This window comes from Pseudomonas sp. RW10S2, from assembly GCF_014268985.1.
In the GTDB taxonomy this organism is placed as follows: domain Bacteria; phylum Pseudomonadota; class Gammaproteobacteria; order Pseudomonadales; family Pseudomonadaceae; genus Aquipseudomonas; species Aquipseudomonas wayambapalatensis.
Genome location: NZ_JABWRO010000020.1, coordinates 23601 through 40483, shown reverse-complemented (window position 1 = coordinate 40483; position 16883 = coordinate 23601). Strand labels below are relative to the sequence as shown.

Genomic DNA, 16883 nt, shown 5'->3' with positions numbered 1-16883 from the left:
TGTGACGGATCGGGCAACTAAGCTTTGTTCCATCGTCCCGCTTTCAGGAATCTCTCCATGTCGATTTTCACTCCACTGCGCAGTCTGATGCTGGCCTGTGTTGCCCTGACGGGCCAGGCAATGGCGGCCGATCCGCTGCACCTGGATGTCTACAACCCAGGCCATGACGCACTGTTCCCGGTCAGTTCGGTCATCGTCAGTGGCGAGCGGGAGGCCGTGCTGGTGGATGCGCAGTTCGGCAAGACCCAGGCCGAGCAGGTGGCCGAGCGCCTGCGCGCCAGCGGCAAGCGGCTGACCACCATCTACATCAGCCATGGCGATCCGGACTACTACTTCGGCCTCGACACCCTGACCCAGGCGTTTCCAGACGCCAAGGTGGTTGCCTCCGCTGCCACCGTGGCGCACATCCGCCAGACCATGGACGCCAAGCTGGCCTACTGGGGCCCGCAGATGGGCGCCGACAAGCCCACGAAACTGGTCGTGCCCCAGGTGTTGGCCGGTAACCGCCTGGAGCTGGAAGGGCAGACGCTGGAAGTCGTTGGCCTGGACGGCCCGCAGCCCGACCGCAGCTTCGTCTGGATTCCCTCGATCAAGGCGGTGGTCGGTGGTGTTGTGGTTTCCGATAACATTCACGTATGGATGGCTGACACCCAGTCGGCCCAGTCCCACACCGACTGGCTGGCAACCCTCGCCCACATCGAAAAACTGGCCCCGCGCACAGTGATCCCGGGTCACTACCTGGGCCAGAGCAGCCGTTCGCTGGACGCCGTGCGCTTTACCGCAGGCTACATCCGTGCCTTTGACAGCGAGACGGCCAAGGCCCGCGATGCGGCGGCGCTGATTGCTGCAATGAGCAAGCGTTATCCGAACCTGGCCGATGAAAGCTCGCTGGAGCTCGGTGCCAAGGTCGCAAAAGGCGAAATGAAGTGGTAACCCCCTACAACCCTGATGGAGTGTTTCCCATGAGTAAGATCGCAATCATCGGTGCCACCGGCCGCGCTGGCAGCCAGTTGCTAGAAGAGGCCCTGCGCCGTGGCCACAGCGTGGTCGCCATCGCCCGCGATCCGTCTTCGCTGCAGGGCCGTGAAGGTGTCACGGTCAAGGCGCTGGATGCCAGGGACAGCGCTGCGCTGCAGGCGGCTGTCACGGGCGTGGATGCTGTGCTGAGCGCTGCACACTTCTCCACCCTTGAACCGCAGGCAATCATCGAGCCGGTCAAGGGCGCCGGGGTCAAGCGCCTGCTGGTGGTTGGTGGTGCCGGCAGCCTGCTGCTGCCGTCGGGGCAGCGGGTGATCGACAGCCCGGACTTCCCTGAGGCCTACAAGGCCGAGGCCAGCGCCGGCGTGCGTTTTCTCGACACCTTACGCCAGGAGCCGACCTTGGACTGGACCTTCCTCTCGCCTTCGGCCGAGTTCGTCGAGGGTGAGCGCAGCGGGCGCTATACGCTGGGCAAGGATCACCTGCTGATCGGGGCCGACGGCAAGAGCTGGATCACCTTCGCCGACTATGCCATTGCCTTGATCGACGAGCTTGAAAAGCCTGCCCATACGCGCCAGCGCTTCACTGTCGGGTACTGATGTCGCGCATCGGCTGTAGCAGCAACGGGCTTGTTCAAAAGCCAAAGGCCAGTCCAGTCCGCTCCTACAGGCCGGCGCGTGCCTGCAGCCAGTCCAGCAACTCGCCGAGCCCCGGTGGCAGGCTCTTCGACGGGCAGACCAGGTAGTAACCTTTGCCCGTCATCACCTTCAGCGCGAAGGGCATGCATAACCGCCCACTGCGCAGGTCATCGCCGATCAGCGCCCAGTCGCCGATGGCCACGCCGGTTCCCTGCGAGGCCATGGCCATCGCCATGTCCAGTGTCTCGAAATGCTGGCGTCGGCCCTGCGGCTCGAACGCAGCGCCAGCCGCCTGCAGCCACAGGCGCCAGTCATGTTCGTCGCGCGAGGGGTGCAGCAGCATGTGCCGCGCCAGGTCCTCCACTCGCTCCAGAGGCACCCCGCCTTGCAGCAACGACGGTGCGCACACCGGCGTCAGTTGCTCGTCGAACAGCTTGAGCACCAGCGAGCCCTGGGCGGGCGGGCTGCCATACACCACTGCAGCATCGAAACCTTCATGACGAAAATCCACGCCGTGCTGCACGGTGGTGGTCAGCTCCACCGGCACATCCGGGCGCAGCGCCTGCCACTCCATCAGCCTCGGCAGCAGCCAGCGCATCACGCAGGTGGGTGCCTTGAGCTGCAAGGTCGCGGTGCGCGCGCCGACCTCGCGTACGCCCTGTTCGATCAGGGCGAACACCTGCTGCACCCGCGGCAGCCAGTCCTGGCCTTCACGGGTCAGGCTCAGGCCACGGGCCTGGCGCTGAAACAGGGGATAGCCGAGCTGCTCCTCGAGCCCGGCGATCTGCCGGCTGACAGCGCCCTGGGTGATGTGCAACTGCTGGGCGGCACGGGTGAAGTTGCAGTGCTGGGCGGTGACCAGGAAGGTGTGCAGCGCGGGCAGGGGAGGGAGTCGTTTCATCGCGTCAAGCCATGATCTGGAGACATGGCTAGTATGTATTTTTTTGCATTGTCGCGGTAGCCGCGGCTTGGTTCCATGGGCACTGATTTCAACAAGAATCAGGGTAACGATGATGGCAACCTGTGGCGAAGTACTGGTCAAACTCCTCGAAGGCTATGGCGTAGATCATGTGTTCGGGATTCCCGGCGTGCATACCGTAGAGCTCTACCGCGGGCTTGCGCGCTCGTCGATCCGTCATGTCACGCCGCGCCACGAGCAGGGCGCCGGCTTCATGGCCGATGGATACGCGCGCACGCGGGGCAAGCCGGGGGTGTGCTTCATCATCACCGGCCCCGGCATGACCAACATCACCACGGCCATGGGCCAGGCCTATGCCGACTCGATCCCGATGCTGGTGATCTCCAGCGTGCAGTCGCGCAATGCACTGGGCGGTGGGCGCGGCAAACTGCACGAGTTGCCGAACCAGTCTGCGTTGATGGCCGGCGTTGCCGCGTTCTCCCAGACCTTGATGAGCGCCGATGACCTGCCCCAGGTACTGGCCCGTGCCTTCGCCGTGTTCGACGGTGCCCGGCCACGCCCTGTGCATATCGAGATCCCGCTGGATGTGCTGGTCGAGCCAGCCGACCACCTGCTGCAGGCTCGACCGGTACGCACCAGCCGTGCGGGCGCCGCGCCACAGGTCGTGGCGCAGATGGCTGAGCGCCTGGCCAAGGCCCAGCGCCCGCTGATTCTCGCCGGTGGTGGGGCGCTGGCGGCAGGCGATGCCCTGGCGCAGTTGGCCGAGCAGCTCCAGGCACCGGTGGCCCTGACCATCAATGCCAAGGGCCTGCTGCCGGCTGCCCATCCGTTGCAGATCGGTTCGACCCAATCGCTGCCGGCAACCCGCGCCCTGGTTGCCGAGGCCGACGTGGTCCTGGCCATTGGCACCGAGCTTGCCGAAACCGACTACGACGTGACCTTCAAGGGCGGTTTCGAGATCCCTGGCGGCCTGCTGCGCATCGACATCGATCCGGACCAGACCGTACGCAACTACCTGCCTGAGCTGGCGCTGGTCGCCGATGCCAAGCTGGCTGCCGAAGCCCTGGTTGCGGCGCTGGCCGAGCAGCCTGCGGTGCGTGACCAGCGCTGGGGCGCTGCCCGTGCCGAGCGCCTGCGCAACGACCTGGCCGCTGGCTGGGACCAACCGACCCTGAGCCAGACCCGCCTGCTTGCCGCGGTGCTGGAAACCTTGCCCGATGCCGTGCTGGTGGGCGACTCGACCCAGCCGGTCTATACCGGCAACCTCACCCTCGACCTGGACCGTCCGCGTCGCTGGTTCAACGCTTCGACCGGCTACGGCACGCTCGGTTATGCCTTGCCGGCGGCGATGGGCGCCTGGCTTGGCAGCGCCGAAGTGATGGCTGAACGGGCCCCGTCGGTATGCCTGATCGGTGACGGTGGCCTGCAGTTCACCCTGCCGGAGCTGGCCAGTGCAGTGGAGGCACAGGTGCCGCTGATCGTCCTGCTGTGGAACAACCAAGGCTACGAAGAGATCAAGAAGTACATGGTCAATCGCGCCATCGAGCCCGTGGGCGTGGACATCCACACCCCGGACTTCATCACCGTTGCGCAGGGGCTGGGTGCGGCGGCCGAACATGTCGGCGATGTGGCGCAGTTGCAGGCGGCGCTGGCGCTGGCGGTGGAGCGCAAGGGGCCGACCCTGATCCAGGTGGACCAGGCTCAGTGGCAGGCAGCGGTGGCTGGCTGAGGTGCTCGCGCGGGGTCAACCCGCGCTTGAACGCAGGCGCGCCATGTCACGAATCGGCGGCGCGCCGTACAGCCGACTGTACTCCCGGCTGAACTGCGACGGGCTTTCATAGCCCACCCGATACCCCGCCACCGCAGCCTCCAAACCATCGTTGAGCATCAGCCGCCGGGCTTCCTGCAGGCGCAGTTGCTTCTGGTACTGCAACGGGCTCATGGACGTCACGGCCTTGAACCTGTGGTGCAAGGTCGAGGTGCTCAGGTTCACTTCCCGGGCCAGCTCTTCGATGCGCAGCGGCAGGTGAAAATGCTTGTTGAGCCAGGTGATCGCCTGGCTCACCCGGTGCGTCTGGCTGTTGGCCAGGGCAATCTCGTACAGGCGATGCCCCTGCGGCCCGCGCAGCAGGCGGTAGAGGATTTCGCGGCGAAACAGCGGGGCCAGCATCGGGATGTCGCGCGGGGTATCGAGCAAGCGGACCAGGCGCAGCAAGGCATCGAGCAGGTGCGCATCGGTCTTTTCCACATACAGCCCAAGCCCGGACTGCACGTTGGGCACCAGCATCGGGCCGCTTTCGGCAATCAACTGGCTGATCTCCGCCGCGTCCAGGTCGATCCGCAGCCCAAGCACAGGGTTTTCCGGGCTGGCGTCGAGCCTCACCCGACTGATCGGCATGGCCACCGACACCACCATGTAGTGCAGCGGGTCGTAGGCATACTGCTGATCGCCCAGGAACACGCTCTTGCTGCCCTGGGCCATGACGCAGAGAGCCGGCAGGGCCAGGCCCGGCTTCGAACGGATGTTGTCTTCGTAACGCGACAGGTATAGCTGCTCGATGGCCGTCGGTGGTCCGTGGGGGTCGCCTGCGTGCCTCAGGATCAGGTCAGCGAGTTCCAGGCGCTGGTTTTCCAGGGTCGGGTCGAGAGCGGCAAGGGCAGTGGTCATGATCGAATTCCTTCAGGGACCGGGCCAGCATAGATTTGGGCAACATCCGGCGCTAGCCAAATGCTGCCGACCGATTGCCTGATCCTGCATTGCGACAGGATCAGGCAATCGGCAGACAGAAATGGCCTAACGCAGGGTGCGGGCGAAGACCTAATCTTGGCAGCCTGGCTTTTCCGTCCCGCCTGCTTCAAGGAGATCGTTCATGACCTTGCATCAACCGGTCACACACTTGGCTTTCATCCGTGCCAGCAGCGGTCGTTCGGTGGAACTCGGCATGCGCCTGCGCGACCTGCTCGAGCCTTCACTGCGCAGCCCCGGCTGCCTGGCATTCACCGTCCAGCGCTCCCAGGTTGACGCCGACCTGTGGCTGCTCAGTGGTAGCTGGCAGGACCAGCAGGCCCTGCGCGGTTACTTCGCCTCACCGACGCTCGAGGTGTTCGGCGATCTGGTGCAGGAGCGGGTGGTGGCGAGCATGGACCTGCAGACCTTTGATTGAGGGTTGGTTGGGGGGCTTTTTCGCGGGCACGCTTGCCCACGAAAAGGCCACTACCGTAACGCCTGCTGCAGTAGAATCCCGCCCCTCGATCAACTGCTGGAGCACAGCAATGGCACGCAGAGAATTCCCGGGCTTCGAAGCCGTTTCGGCGATGGTCCCGGTCGAAGGCGGCGGCTACCACGCGGCAATCGCGGTCAAGGCCCTGCACATGGGGGGGGCACCGCGCTTTCACAAAGTTCTGGAGGGGCAGGTGTTCAAGTCGGCACTGGCCGCTGACGAGGCGGCCTGTGCCGAGCTCGAACGCCTGCAGGGCGTCGGTGAAGAGGGCGAGCTGGCCTGGTGATCAGGCCAGCGGGCGGCGCATCTTGAACAGGTTGCCCAGCTCGAAGTAATCCGCCGGGCCACCGCCACGCAGGATCGGCTCGGCGGCAGCCGTGTCGTAGATACCCTCCTTGAGCAGGTGGTCGGCGATATGCACGGCCACCACCTCACCCAGGATCAGCCAGCTGGGCACCAGCTCCTGATCGGCGCGCTTGAGCTGAATGATCTGGCTCACCTTGCACTCGAAGTTCACCGGGCTTTCGCCCACCCGCGGCACGCTGACCACTTTCGAGGGGCTCGGCGTCAGCCCGCTCAGCTCGAATTCGTCGATATCCGCAGCCACTGCCGCGCAGCTCTGGTTCATCTGCTCGGCCAGCGGGCGCGTGGCCAGGTTCCAGACGAACTCGCCGGTCTGTTCGATGTTGTTCAGGCTGTCTTTGCGCCCGACGCTGCAGAAACCGATGATCGGCGGAATGTAGTTGAAGGCGTTGAAGAAGCTATAGGGCGCCAGGTTCAGGCGACCTTCGCGATCATGCGAGGAGATCCAGCCGATGGGCCGGGGGCCGACGATGGCGTTGAACGGGTCGTGGGGCAGGCCGTGGCCTTGGGCGGGTTCGTAGTAGTACATCTGCGCAGGGCCTTGGCCCTTCCTCTGGGACGGACGAGGCGCCTAGTGTGCCAAGCCTTGGGCTGGCTGGGAATGATCAAGCCCGGCCAAAGCCGGGCTGGGTGACACGCATCAGTGATCAGCTGATGCGGTGGGCGTTGGTGCGGTCGAAGCCGTCTTCGGCGAAGCGTTGGCCACCGGTGCGGTCAAAGCCGTCTTCGGCGAAGCGTTGGCCGCCAGTGCGGTCGAAACCGTCTTCGGCAAAGCGTTGGCTGCCAGTGCGGTCGAAACCGTCTTCAGCGAAGCGTTGGCCGCCAGTGCGGTCGAAACCGTCTTCGGCGTAGCTGGCCGATTGGCTTTGTACAGCGGTGAAGGTGTGGGCGTTAGTGCGGTCAAAGCCGTCTTCTGCGAAGGCGCCTGCGGCGAAGACGGAAAGGGCCAGGGTCAGGATCAGTTGGTTTTTCATGATTGTTGCTCCAGTAGATTCAAGGGGGTTTGTTCTTGCTATGGATCTCATGCTACGCCGATTAATTTGATTAAAAAGCGCAAAAAATTGCATCCATGAATCGAATTTATCGATGTTTTTTGTGGTGATGAAACCTTGAGCTCATCAGGCTTCAGCCCTGCGGGTTCGCACGGGTGGCAAAGGTTTCTTTCAGTGTTGCCAGGATGCATCTGGCCAATTAATGGTGGGTTAAAGGATTGACCTCTCGTCGTCCCTACCTGGAGGATGTGGTGGTAAACGCCCCAACTGCGGATTTATTCCCCGATCGAGTGCTTGACCTCTAGCTGACTTGAGGTTGCATTGCTGTCGTGATGGCAGTGCTGTCGGCACCGGTCGTCGCTCGTACCGATAGCCGGAAGGCTTTCATCGATTGAACGACCGTTCAGGCGCTTACAAAAAAAAGGGGCGCCCCGTTATCCGGAGCGCCCCTTTTTGCTGTGCCGCGAACGCAGAATCAATCAGTGGTGATGCGCGAGTGCTGCTTGGTGTCCTTCATGGTCGCGTAGACCAGCAGCGAGCAGGCGATGCAGCCGGTGACGTACCAGTAGAAACCGGTTTCCATGCCGATGCTCTTGAACCACAGAGCCACGTACTCGGCAGTGCCACCGAAGATCGACACGGTCAGGGCGTAGGGCAGGCCGACGCCCAGGGCGCGGATTTCGGTGGGGAACAGCTCGGCCTTCACCACGGCATTGATCGAGGTATAGCCGCTGACGATGATCAGCGCTGCCATGATCAGGAAGAACGCACCCCACCAGGTCTGGATGGTGTGCAGGGTGCTGAGGATCGGTACGGTGAACAGGGTGCCCAGCACGCCGAAGGCGATCAGGATCGGGCGCCGGCCGATCTTGTCGGACAGCCCGCCGATCACCGGTTGCAGGCACATGAACAGGAACAGGGTGGCCGCCGAGATGGTGGTCGAGTCACTGATGCTCATGCCCACGGTGTTGACCAGGTACTTCTGCATGTAGGTGGTGTAGGTGTAGAAGGCCAGGGTGCCGCCCATGGTCAGGCCGACCACGGTCATCAGCTCCTTGGGATGGCGCATCAGGGTGCGCATCAGGCTTTCCTTGGACTTCTCTTTCTTGGTGAAGGAGGCGGTCTCTTCCATGCCGCGGCGCAGGTACAGCGCAACCACCGCGCACAGCGCGCCGATCACGAAGGGAACACGCCAGCCCCAGGCATACAGTTCTTCGCTGGTCAGCACATTCTGCAGGATGATCAGCACCGCCAGGGCGATGAGCTGGCCGGAGATCAGGGTGACGTACTGGAAGCTGGAGAAGAAGCCACGGCGTTCCTTGCTGGCCATCTCGCTGAGGTAGGTGGCCGAGGTGCCATATTCACCGCCAACCGACAGGCCCTGCATCAGGCGTGCGATCACCAGCAACACTGGCGCGGCGACACCGATGGTTTCATAGCCAGGGGTCAGGGCGATGACCAGCGAGCCTGCACACATCAGCAGTACCGAAGCCATCAGCGCAGCCTTGCGGCCCTTGCGGTCGGCGTACAGCCCCATCAGCCAGCCGCCGATCGGGCGCATCAGGAAGCCCACGGCGAAGATCGCGGCGGTGTTGAGCAGTTGTGCGGTGGTGTCGCCAGCGGGGAAGAAGGCTTTGGCGAAGTACAGCGAGAATGCGGCGTAGACGTACCAGTCGTACCATTCGACCATGTTGCCGATCGAACCGCTGAAGATCGACTTGAGACGACTGGCGGTGGTTTTTTCCGCGGCGGGCGCAGTGGCAGCCCCGGCGGGCAGGGTGGTGGCGTTATCCATCAGGGATACCTTCTCGTTGTTTTTGTGAGGCGCGCGGGACCGCGGCTTGAGAAGGGTTTTGCAGAAGGTGTGCCAAATGAGGGCGCAACGATCCGAATGAGGTGTCGGCTGCCCCATTCACGGGCACGCCAGCGCCACAGAAGCGCGATGGATCAAGGCCTGCACTGTATCCGTAGGAGCGGGCTTGCCCGCGAACAGCCGCGCTGCTCATCCCGGCCGAGTGCAGGCCATATGAGCGGTAACCCGCCTATTGGCAGCTTTTGATCGGCAAGATTCCGCTCATTCGCGCTCGATAAAGTCCTCGCGCATCAGGCCATGGCGCTGCATTTTCTCGTTCAGTGTCCGCCGCGGCAGTTGCAGCGTTTCCATGACCCCTTTGATCTCGCCCTTGTGCTGGCGCAGCGCCGCACGCAGGCACTGCAGCTCGAACGCCTCCATCTGCTCGCTCAGCGACTGACCGCCCGGCGCCACCTCGATGCTCGATGAATCCAGCCCCAGCGCATGGCGCTCGGCGGCATTGGCCAGCTCGCGCACATTGCCCGGCCAGTCATGGGCTAGCAGTTGCGCCAGCTGCGCACCTGAAAGCGGCGGGGTGCTGCTGCGCCCCAGGCGCTCGGCGGCGGTACGGGCGAAATGTTCGAACAGCAGCGGAATGTCCTCGCGCCGCTCGCGCAGCGGCGCCAGACGCAGTTCGGCGACGTTCAGACGGTACGCCAGGTCTTCGCGAAACCGCCCGGCGCGGGCCTCGTCGAGCAGATCGGGTTTGGTCGCGGCGATGATGCGCAAGTCGACACTGATGCTCTGGTTGGCACCCAGGCGTTCGAGCTTGTGCTCCTGAATCACCCGCAGCAACTTGGCCTGCTGGGCCAGCGGCATGCTCTCGATCTCGTCGAGAAACACTGTACCGCCGTTGGCATATTCCAGCTTGCCGATGCGCTTGCCCTGGGCACCTGTGAAGGCGCCGCTCTCATGGCCGAACAGCTCGGCCTCGAACAGGGCTTCGGGGATAGCCGCGCAATTGAGGGCGACGAAGGGTTTGTCGGCGCGCGGGCCGAAGTCGTGCAGGCAGCGCGCCACGCGCTCCTTGCCGCTGCCGGTCTCACCGCGAATCAGCACATTGACTGGCAATCCCGCCAGCTCCAATACCTGTCGGCGCAACTGCTGCAGGCCCTGGGACATCCCCAGCAGGGTCGCCTGCAGCCGCTCCTTGAGGTCGGCCTGCTGGTGCAGCGCGCGGTTTTCCAGCACCAGTTGGCGCTTGTCCAGGGCGCGGCGCAGACTGCCCAACAAGTGCTGCGGGGTGAAGGGTTTTTCCAGGAAGTCGTAGGCGCCGTTGCGCATGGCCTCCACTGCCATCGGCACATCGCCGTGGCCGGTGAGCAGGATCACCGGCAGGTCGGGATCCTGTGCCTGCAGGCGTTCGAGCAGTTGCAGGCCATCCATGCCCGGCATGCGCACATCGCTGATGACCACGCCGGGGAAGTGTTGCGGCAGTTGTGCGAGGCAGTCTTCTGCGCGGGCGAACAACTGCACGCTGAAGCCGGACAGGCTCAGCCACTGCTCCACCGCGGTGCGGATGCTGGCTTCGTCGTCGACGACGATCACTGAGTTCAACATGCAGGCTCCAGGTCGCGGGGCAGGGTAAGGCTGAAGCGGGCACCGCCAGGCAGGTTGTCGACCTGCAACTGGCCGCCGGCTTCATGGACGATGCCATAGGAAATTGCCAGGCCCAGGCCCAGGCCTTCACCCACCGGCTTGGTGGTGAAGAAGGGATCGAAGACGCGGGCCAGGTCGGCGTCCTTGATGCCGCCACCGGAGTCGAGCACGCTCAGGTGCCAGCGTTCGCCCTCGGCTTCGATGCGGATCTCCAGACGTTTGTAGCGCTTGTCGGCCATGGCGTCGAGGGCATTGTGCAGCAGGTTGATCAGCACCTGTTCGAGGCGGATCGCATCGCCGCGCACCCACGCAGGACGTGCCAGGTACAGCGCCACCTCGACCTGCTCGCCGCGAATGCGGGTGTCGAGCAGGTGCAGGGCCTGGTCGACCACGGTGGCCAGGTCAAGACGCTCGCGCAGCCCACCTGGGCTATTGCGTGCGAAGGTCTTGAGGTGGCCGGTGAGGGCGGCCATGCGCGTGAGCATCTGCTCCAGCGGCTCCAGCGCCTGGCGCGCCTGTTCGTGGCGGCCGTGGTCGAGCAGCAGGCGCAGGGTTTCCAGTTGCATGCGCTGGGTGGTCAGCGGCTGGTTGATCTCATGGGCCAGCGCCGCCGACATCTGCCCCAGCGCCGCCAACTTGGCCGACTGCACCAGGCCTTCCTGGGCGGTGCGCAGCTCGCGGGTGCGCTCCTCGACCAGGCGTGTCAGCTCTTCGCGGCTGCGCTGGCGCAGGCGGGCGATGCGCAGGCGCTGGCTGACGAACAGCACGGCGAACACCAGGCTCAGCCATACGGCTGCGCCAGACAACGCCGCGTTGCGGGCATCCTCGCTGACCTGCGGCTTGCGCAGCAGGTGCAGGGTCCAGCCCTCGGTGCTCAGCGGCAGGCTCTCCCACAGATAGTCGGCGCTACCGTCCGGCCCCTGCACGCGGCTGAAGGTGCTGCGTTCGTCGAAGCGGGTCAGCAACTGGTGCTGCAGAGGGACCAGCGGCTGCTTGTCGTACTGGCGGGTTTCGGCCAGCTCGGCGCGGTCTGCGGCGGTCAGGGGCTGCAGCTCGCGGTAGCGCCAGCCGTTCTGGTTGGCGATGAAGATGATCCCGCGCGCATCGCTGACCAGCAGGATGTCGCTGCCCTGGCGCCATTCGCGTTCAAGCTCGGGGAATTCGAGCTTGACCACCATGGCACCGAGGAAGCGCCCGTGCTCGTCGTTCACTGCGCTGGACAGGAAATAGCCCGGCACGCCGCTGGTCACGCCGACGGCATAGAAGCTGCCCGAGCCCTGGCTGCGGGTCTGCTTGAAATAGGGGCGAAAGCCATAGTTGGAGCCGACGTATGTGGTCGGCAGGCGCCAGTTGCTGGCTGCCACGGCCAGGCCGGTGCGGTCGAGCAGTTCGAGGGTGGAGGAGTTGGCGGCGCCGTTGATGCGTTCGAGCTTGCGGTTCAGTGCATCCTGCAGCGATTCGCCGACCGGGCCGCGCAGGGCGTCGATCAGCTCCGGGTCCAGCGCCAGGACGGCGGGCAGGGCGCGGTAGCGTTCGATCAGCGTATGCAGGCCGTTGGCGTAGAGGGTCAATTGCTCGCTGGCCCGGCGTGCGTCGGTCTGCATCGCCTGGCGCTTAGCGTGGTGCATCGCCCAACTGGCGCTGAGGGCAGTGCCGACCAGGATCAGCAGAATGATCAGGGCCAGGCGCAGGGCGCGGAAGGGTGAGGGCATGGTGCGAGTCCGGGCGTTCTGTTTAAGGTGCCGGCCCCTTCGCGGGTAAACCCGCTCCCACAAGAGCACATGTGGCCCTGGGGGAGCGGGCTTGCCCGCGCAGTGGCCGTAGCGGTCTACAGCAACTCGAAGCTCTGCTGCTGCACGGCCTGCGAGTCCAGCCCGACCTGAACGTTGAACTGCCCAGGCTCGGCCACATGCTGCAGCTGGCCATTGTAGAACTTCAGGTCATCCTCGCTGATGCGGAAGGTCAAGGTGCGGGACTCGCCCGCCTTGAGCAGCACCTTCTGGAAGTTCTTCAGCTCTTTCACCGGACGGCTCATCGAAGCGCTGACATCCTGGATGTACAGCTGCACGACGGTTTCGCCATCGACCTTGCCGGTGTTCTTCACCGTCACTTCGGCCTGCAGGTTGTCACCCCGCTTGAGCGCGGTCTTCGACAGCGCAAGGTCCGAGAGCTCGAAGCTGCTGTAGCTCAGGCCGTAACCGAACGGATACAGCGGGCCATTGGGCTCCTCGAAGTACTGCGAGGTGTAGTTGCCCGGCTTGCCCGGGGTGAACGGGCGGCCGATGCTCAGGTGGTTGTAGTACATCGGGATCTGCCCGACCGAACGCGGGAAGGTGATGGCCAGCTTGCCGGACGGGTTGTAGTCGCCGAACAGTACATCGGCGATGGCGTTGCCGCCTTCGGTGCCGCTGAACCAGGTTTCGAGGATGGCATCGGCCTGCTCGCGCTCCCAGGCAATCGAGAGTGGCCGGCCGTTCATCAGCACCAGCACCAGGGGTTTGCCGGTGGCCTTCAGCGCCTTGATCAACTCGCGCTGTACTGCCGGAATCTCCAGGGTGGTGCGGCTGGACGACTCGTGGGACATGCCGCGCGATTCACCTACAACCGCCACCACCACGTCCGATTGCTGGGCGGCCTTGACCGCTTCATCGATCAGCACGGCGGCCGGACGCGGATCGTCGATGATTTCCGGCGCCGCGAAGTTGAGGAAGTTCAGGTAGTCGAAGATCGCCTTGTCGCCGGTGACGTTCGAACCCTTGGCATAGATGACCTTGGCCTTGCCTTCGGTGGCGCGACGCAGGCCTTCGCGAACCGTTACCGAGTGTTCGGGGCGGCCGTCGGCGGCCCAGCTTCCCATCATGTCGATCGGGGCATCGGCCAACGGGCCGACCAGGGCGATGGTGCCGGCCTTCTTCAGCGGCAGGGCCTGCTTCTTGTTCTCCAGCAGCACCAGGCTGCGGCGGGCCACGTCGCGGGCGGCCTCACGGTGCAGACGGTCGTCGCCGTAGTAGTCCTTGAGGTCGGTCTCGGGCTTGCCGATGCGCACGTAGGGGTTCTTGAACAGGCCCATGTCGTACTTGGCACCCAGCACTTCGCGTACCGCCTGGTCGAGCTCGGCCTGGGTCACTTCACCGGACTTGAGCAGGCCCGGCAGCTCCTGGCCGTAGAGGGTGTCGTTCATGCTCATGTCGATGCCGGCCTTGATCGCCAGCTTCGCCGCTTCGCGGCCGTCGCGGGCCACGCCGTGGCGGATCAGCTCCTGGATGGCGCCGTGGTCGCTGATGGTCACACCCTTGAAGCCCCACTCCTTGCGCAGCAGGTCGTTCATCAGCCAGGTGTTGGAGGTGGCCGGCACGCCGTTGATCGAGTTCAGCGCCACCATCACTCCGCCCGCACCGGCGTCGAGGCTGGCGCGGTAGGGCGGCAGGTAGTCGTTGTACATTTTCGGCAGGCTCATATCGACCGTGTTGTAGTCGCGCCCGCCTTCCACTGCGCCGTACAGGGCAAAGTGCTTGACGATGGCCATGATGCTGTCGGGCTCGGCCGGGCTCTTGCCCTGGAACGAGCGGACCATCACCTGACCGATCTTCGAGGTGAGGTAGGTGTCCTCGCCGAAGCCCTCGCTGGTGCGGCCCCAGCGTGGGTCGCGGGCGATGTCGACCATCGGCGCGAAGGTCATGTCCAGGGCATCGGCCGAGGCTTCGATGGCCGAGGTGCGGCCGACCTTGGCGATGGCGTCCATGTCCCAGGTCGCTGCCAGGCCCAGGCTTATCGGGAAGATCGTACGTTCACCGTGGATGGTGTCGTACGCAAAGAACATCGGAATCTTCAGACGGCTGCGCATGGCGGCGTCCTGCATCGGCCGGTTCTCCGGCGCGGTGCGCGAGTTGAAGGTCCCGCCGATGCGACCGGCGGCGATCTCCTCGCGGATCTTTTCGCGCGGCATTTCCGGGCTGATACTGATCAGGCGCAACTGACCGATTTTCTCGTCGACGGTCATCTGGCTGATCAGATGGTCGATGAAGGCCCGCTTGTCTTCCAGGGGCGGTGCGGAGGTGGCGGCCACGGCCGCCTGACTGGCAAGGCCCATGGCCAGGCCCAGCAAGGACAGTTTCATCATCAATTCCGTTGTCGAGTGGTTCGCTCGCGGCCGATTTTTCGGACGGCTGTTGTTGTCTGGCCCGCTGGCGGTGTAACAGGTCGCTCCCCCATCCTCCCGCGGTCGCCGCGGATTATGCCTTATAAGTGGGGCTCGATGAGATACACTCTCGCCGACCGCGTGCCGGGCTAACAACTATAAGAACGATCGAGAGACCGAAGGCATGACCCTTCTCAATGAATACGAACAACGCCAGGTTGCCGAAGCCATTGCCCGTGCCGAACAGCGCACCGACGCGGAGCTGGTGACGGTGCTGGCGCGCCACGCCGATGACTATGCCTACCTGCCGTTGTTGTGGGCTGTGCTGCTGGCGCTGGCGCTGCCCGGGTTGGTGCAGGTGCTGCTGGGGTGGCCTGGGCTGCGTGGGCTGCTGGTGGCCCAGGTGCTGACCTTCATCGCCTTCAGCCTGTTGCTGCGCAACCCGCGCCTGGCCGGCTGGCTGGTCCCTCGGATGCTGCGCCACCGCCGTGCCGCCAATCTGGCCCGGCGGCAATTTCGTGAGCAGAACCTGCAACGCACCGAGGGCGCCACCGGGGTGTTGATCTTCGTCAGCGAGGCGGAGCGTTATGTGACCATCCTGGCCGACGAGGGCATCGCCCGGCACCTGGACGAGCGGGTCCGTGCAGAACTGGTGGCGCGGTTTACCGCTCACGTCTGCGCGGGACGCACCTTGCAGGGGTTCGTCGAATGCATCGATGCGTGTGGCGAGTTGCTCAGCCAGCACCTGCCGCCGACGCGGCGGCGCAACCAGTTGCCCAACCAGTTGCTGATCCTGGATTGAACAGTGTGTGGCGGTGCAGGCCGACGATGGGGCCCGCACAGCCACTCAAGCCTGCAAACCTGTAGAATGCCCGCCATTGCGCATCTCGAGGCACCCCCTTCCCATGTCTTCCTCCACCCCCGCTGCGGACGCCCGCGCCCAGTTCCTGACCTTGCTGGGCGATGCCCTGCAGAGCGAAACCCTGACCAAGCTGGTGCTGGCGCGCCATGTCGGTGCCGACCAGAGCCTGCAGCGGATCATTGCCAAGCCTGTACAGATCAAGGGCCAGCCCTGCCTGTCGCTGGTCTACCGTCACCAGACCCGCGACATCACCCGCAACCTGCCGCGAGATCAGGCCCAGACCCTGGTCGCCGAACTGCTGCCGGAGAGCTTTCGCAATGCCCACCTGTTCACCGCCGAAGGCGAGGTGCAACTGGGGTTCAGCAAGAAGGGCAAGCCGCTGTTGCAGCGTCACAGCACCCAGGTGCCGCGTGAGGCTGCGGCGAGCGGGCATGATCGCGAGAAGAAACGCTACCTGGAACTGTCGCGGCCATTTCTGCGCGATCTGGGCGTGACCGACGCCCAAGGTGCGCTGATTCCTTCGATGTCGCGCAAGTGGAAGCAGATCAACAAGTTCATCGAGGTCTTCGAGCATGCCCTGGGCAGCGCGCCGCTGGCGGCGGACCAGTTGCTGCGCGTCGCCGACTTCGGTTCGGGCAAGGGCTACCTGACCTTCGCCATGCACGACTACCTGCGCAATTCCCTCGGGCGCGAGGCGCAAGTGACCGGCGTGGAATTGCGCCCCGACATGGTCGAACTGTGCAACGCTGCCGCGGCGCGGCTGGAGCATCCTGGCCTGGAGTTCCAGTGCGGCGATGTGCGCAGCGTGGTGCCCGATGCCATCGAGGTGATGATCGCGCTGCACGCCTGCGACATCGCCACCGACTACGCCATCCATACCGGTATCCGCTGCGGCGCATCGATCATCATGTGCTCACCGTGCTGCCACAAGCAGATCCGCCCGCAACTGCACAGCCCAGGGCTGTTGCAGCCGATGCTGCAATACGGCCTGCACCTGGGTCAGCAGGCCGAGATGCTCACCGACAGCCTGCGCGCGTTGTACCTGGAAGCCTGTGGCTACGAGACCAAGGTGTTCGAGTTCATTTCGTTGGAGCACACCAACAAGAACAAGATGATCCTGGCGGTCAAGCGCAGGCAGGCGGCGGATAACAGCGCGCTGCTGGAGAAGATCGCCCAGCTCAAGGCTTTCTATGGAGTGCAGGAGCATTGCCTGGAGAGCCTGTTGCGGGCGGATGGGCTCATTACCGGCTGAGTACTGGCAGGCTCTGTGGGGGCGGGCTTGCCCGCGAAAAGCACACCGCCAATGTTCGCGGTGGTTCGG

General features: G+C 64.6%; 15 protein-coding genes. 7 read left to right on the top strand and 8 right to left on the bottom strand.

The genetic code is table 11. The features are described 5' to 3' along the window. The first annotated feature begins 57 nt into the window (after positions 1–57). Together HU729_RS06980 and HU729_RS06975 are read left to right on the top strand one after the other, a co-directional pair. Positions 58–933, top strand: coding sequence for an MBL fold metallo-hydrolase (locus tag HU729_RS06980; protein ID WP_186709306.1), 876 nt, complete (start codon positions 58–60; stop codon positions 931–933). A 29-nt stretch (positions 934–962) separates the two neighbouring features. After that, positions 963–1577: an NAD(P)-dependent oxidoreductase gene (locus HU729_RS06975; RefSeq protein WP_186709304.1), complete on the top strand. Its 615-nt coding sequence runs from the start codon at positions 963–965 to the stop codon at positions 1575–1577. 64 nt (positions 1578–1641) lie between these two features. Here HU729_RS06975 and HU729_RS06970 read toward each other — a convergent pair whose 3' ends face one another. Next, positions 1642–2517 (bottom strand): LysR substrate-binding domain-containing protein, encoded by an 876-nt coding sequence (locus HU729_RS06970; protein WP_186709302.1) that lies wholly within the window; start codon positions 2515–2517, stop codon positions 1642–1644. Between the two features lie 112 nt (positions 2518–2629). Here HU729_RS06970 and HU729_RS06965 point away from each other — a divergent pair, with 112 nt between their 5' ends. Continuing rightward, a complete protein-coding gene (locus HU729_RS06965) occupies positions 2630–4264 on the top strand; it encodes a 5-guanidino-2-oxopentanoate decarboxylase (RefSeq protein WP_186709314.1) in 1635 nt (544 codons plus the stop codon). Between the two features lie 15 nt (positions 4265–4279). On the opposite strand, the gene HU729_RS06960 is transcribed toward HU729_RS06965, so the two are convergent. Continuing rightward, entirely contained in the window at positions 4280–5203 is a 924-nt protein-coding gene (locus HU729_RS06960; protein WP_186709300.1) for an AraC family transcriptional regulator, read from the bottom strand. 202 nt (positions 5204–5405) lie between these two features. Here HU729_RS06960 and HU729_RS06955 point away from each other — a divergent pair, with 202 nt between their 5' ends. After that, the gene (locus HU729_RS06955; RefSeq protein ID WP_186667270.1) at positions 5406–5699 is read left to right on the top strand and encodes an antibiotic biosynthesis monooxygenase family protein; all 294 of its coding nucleotides are present in this window, start codon (positions 5406–5408) and stop codon (positions 5697–5699) included. Positions 5700–5808: 109 nt separating this feature from the next. Next, a complete protein-coding gene (locus HU729_RS06950; protein WP_065862393.1) occupies positions 5809–6042 on the top strand; it encodes a hypothetical protein in 234 nt (77 codons plus the stop codon). Here the strand turns inward: HU729_RS06950 and HU729_RS06945 are convergent, their stop codons facing one another. The 6 genes from HU729_RS06945 to bglX form a co-directional block, all read right to left on the bottom strand. Further along, on the bottom strand, positions 6043–6648 hold the full coding sequence (locus HU729_RS06945) for a flavin reductase family protein (protein WP_186667269.1): 606 nt from the start codon (positions 6646–6648) through the stop codon (positions 6043–6045). It lies immediately after the preceding gene. A gap of 118 nt (positions 6649–6766) precedes the next feature. Beyond that, positions 6767–7093: a hypothetical protein gene (locus HU729_RS06940; RefSeq protein ID WP_186709298.1), complete on the bottom strand. Its 327-nt coding sequence runs from the start codon at positions 7091–7093 to the stop codon at positions 6767–6769. A gap of 493 nt (positions 7094–7586) precedes the next feature. Continuing rightward, complete coding sequence (locus HU729_RS06935) at positions 7587–8906, bottom strand: MFS transporter (protein ID WP_186709296.1); 1320 nt, start codon at positions 8904–8906, stop codon at positions 7587–7589. Between the two features lie 279 nt (positions 8907–9185). Further along, complete coding sequence (locus HU729_RS06930) at positions 9186–10523, bottom strand: sigma-54 dependent transcriptional regulator (RefSeq protein WP_186667266.1); 1338 nt, start codon at positions 10521–10523, stop codon at positions 9186–9188. Then, positions 10517–12274, bottom strand: coding sequence for an ATP-binding protein (locus HU729_RS06925; protein WP_186709294.1), 1758 nt, complete (start codon positions 12272–12274; stop codon positions 10517–10519). Before HU729_RS06925 ends, HU729_RS06930 begins: the two co-directional genes overlap by 7 nt. 116 nt (positions 12275–12390) lie before the next feature. Next, positions 12391–14682, bottom strand: a complete 2292-nt coding sequence (gene bglX, locus HU729_RS06920; RefSeq protein ID WP_186667264.1) for a beta-glucosidase BglX — start codon at positions 14680–14682, stop codon at positions 12391–12393. Positions 14683–14884: 202 nt separating this feature from the next. Here bglX and HU729_RS06915 point away from each other — a divergent pair, with 202 nt between their 5' ends. Together HU729_RS06915 and HU729_RS06910 are read left to right on the top strand one after the other, a co-directional pair. After that, positions 14885–15502, top strand: a complete 618-nt coding sequence (locus HU729_RS06915; RefSeq protein WP_186667263.1) for a hypothetical protein — start codon at positions 14885–14887, stop codon at positions 15500–15502. Positions 15503–15605: 103 nt separating this feature from the next. Beyond that, complete coding sequence (locus HU729_RS06910; protein ID WP_186709292.1) at positions 15606–16814, top strand: SAM-dependent methyltransferase; 1209 nt, start codon at positions 15606–15608, stop codon at positions 16812–16814. Positions 16815–16883: the final 69 nt, after the last annotated feature.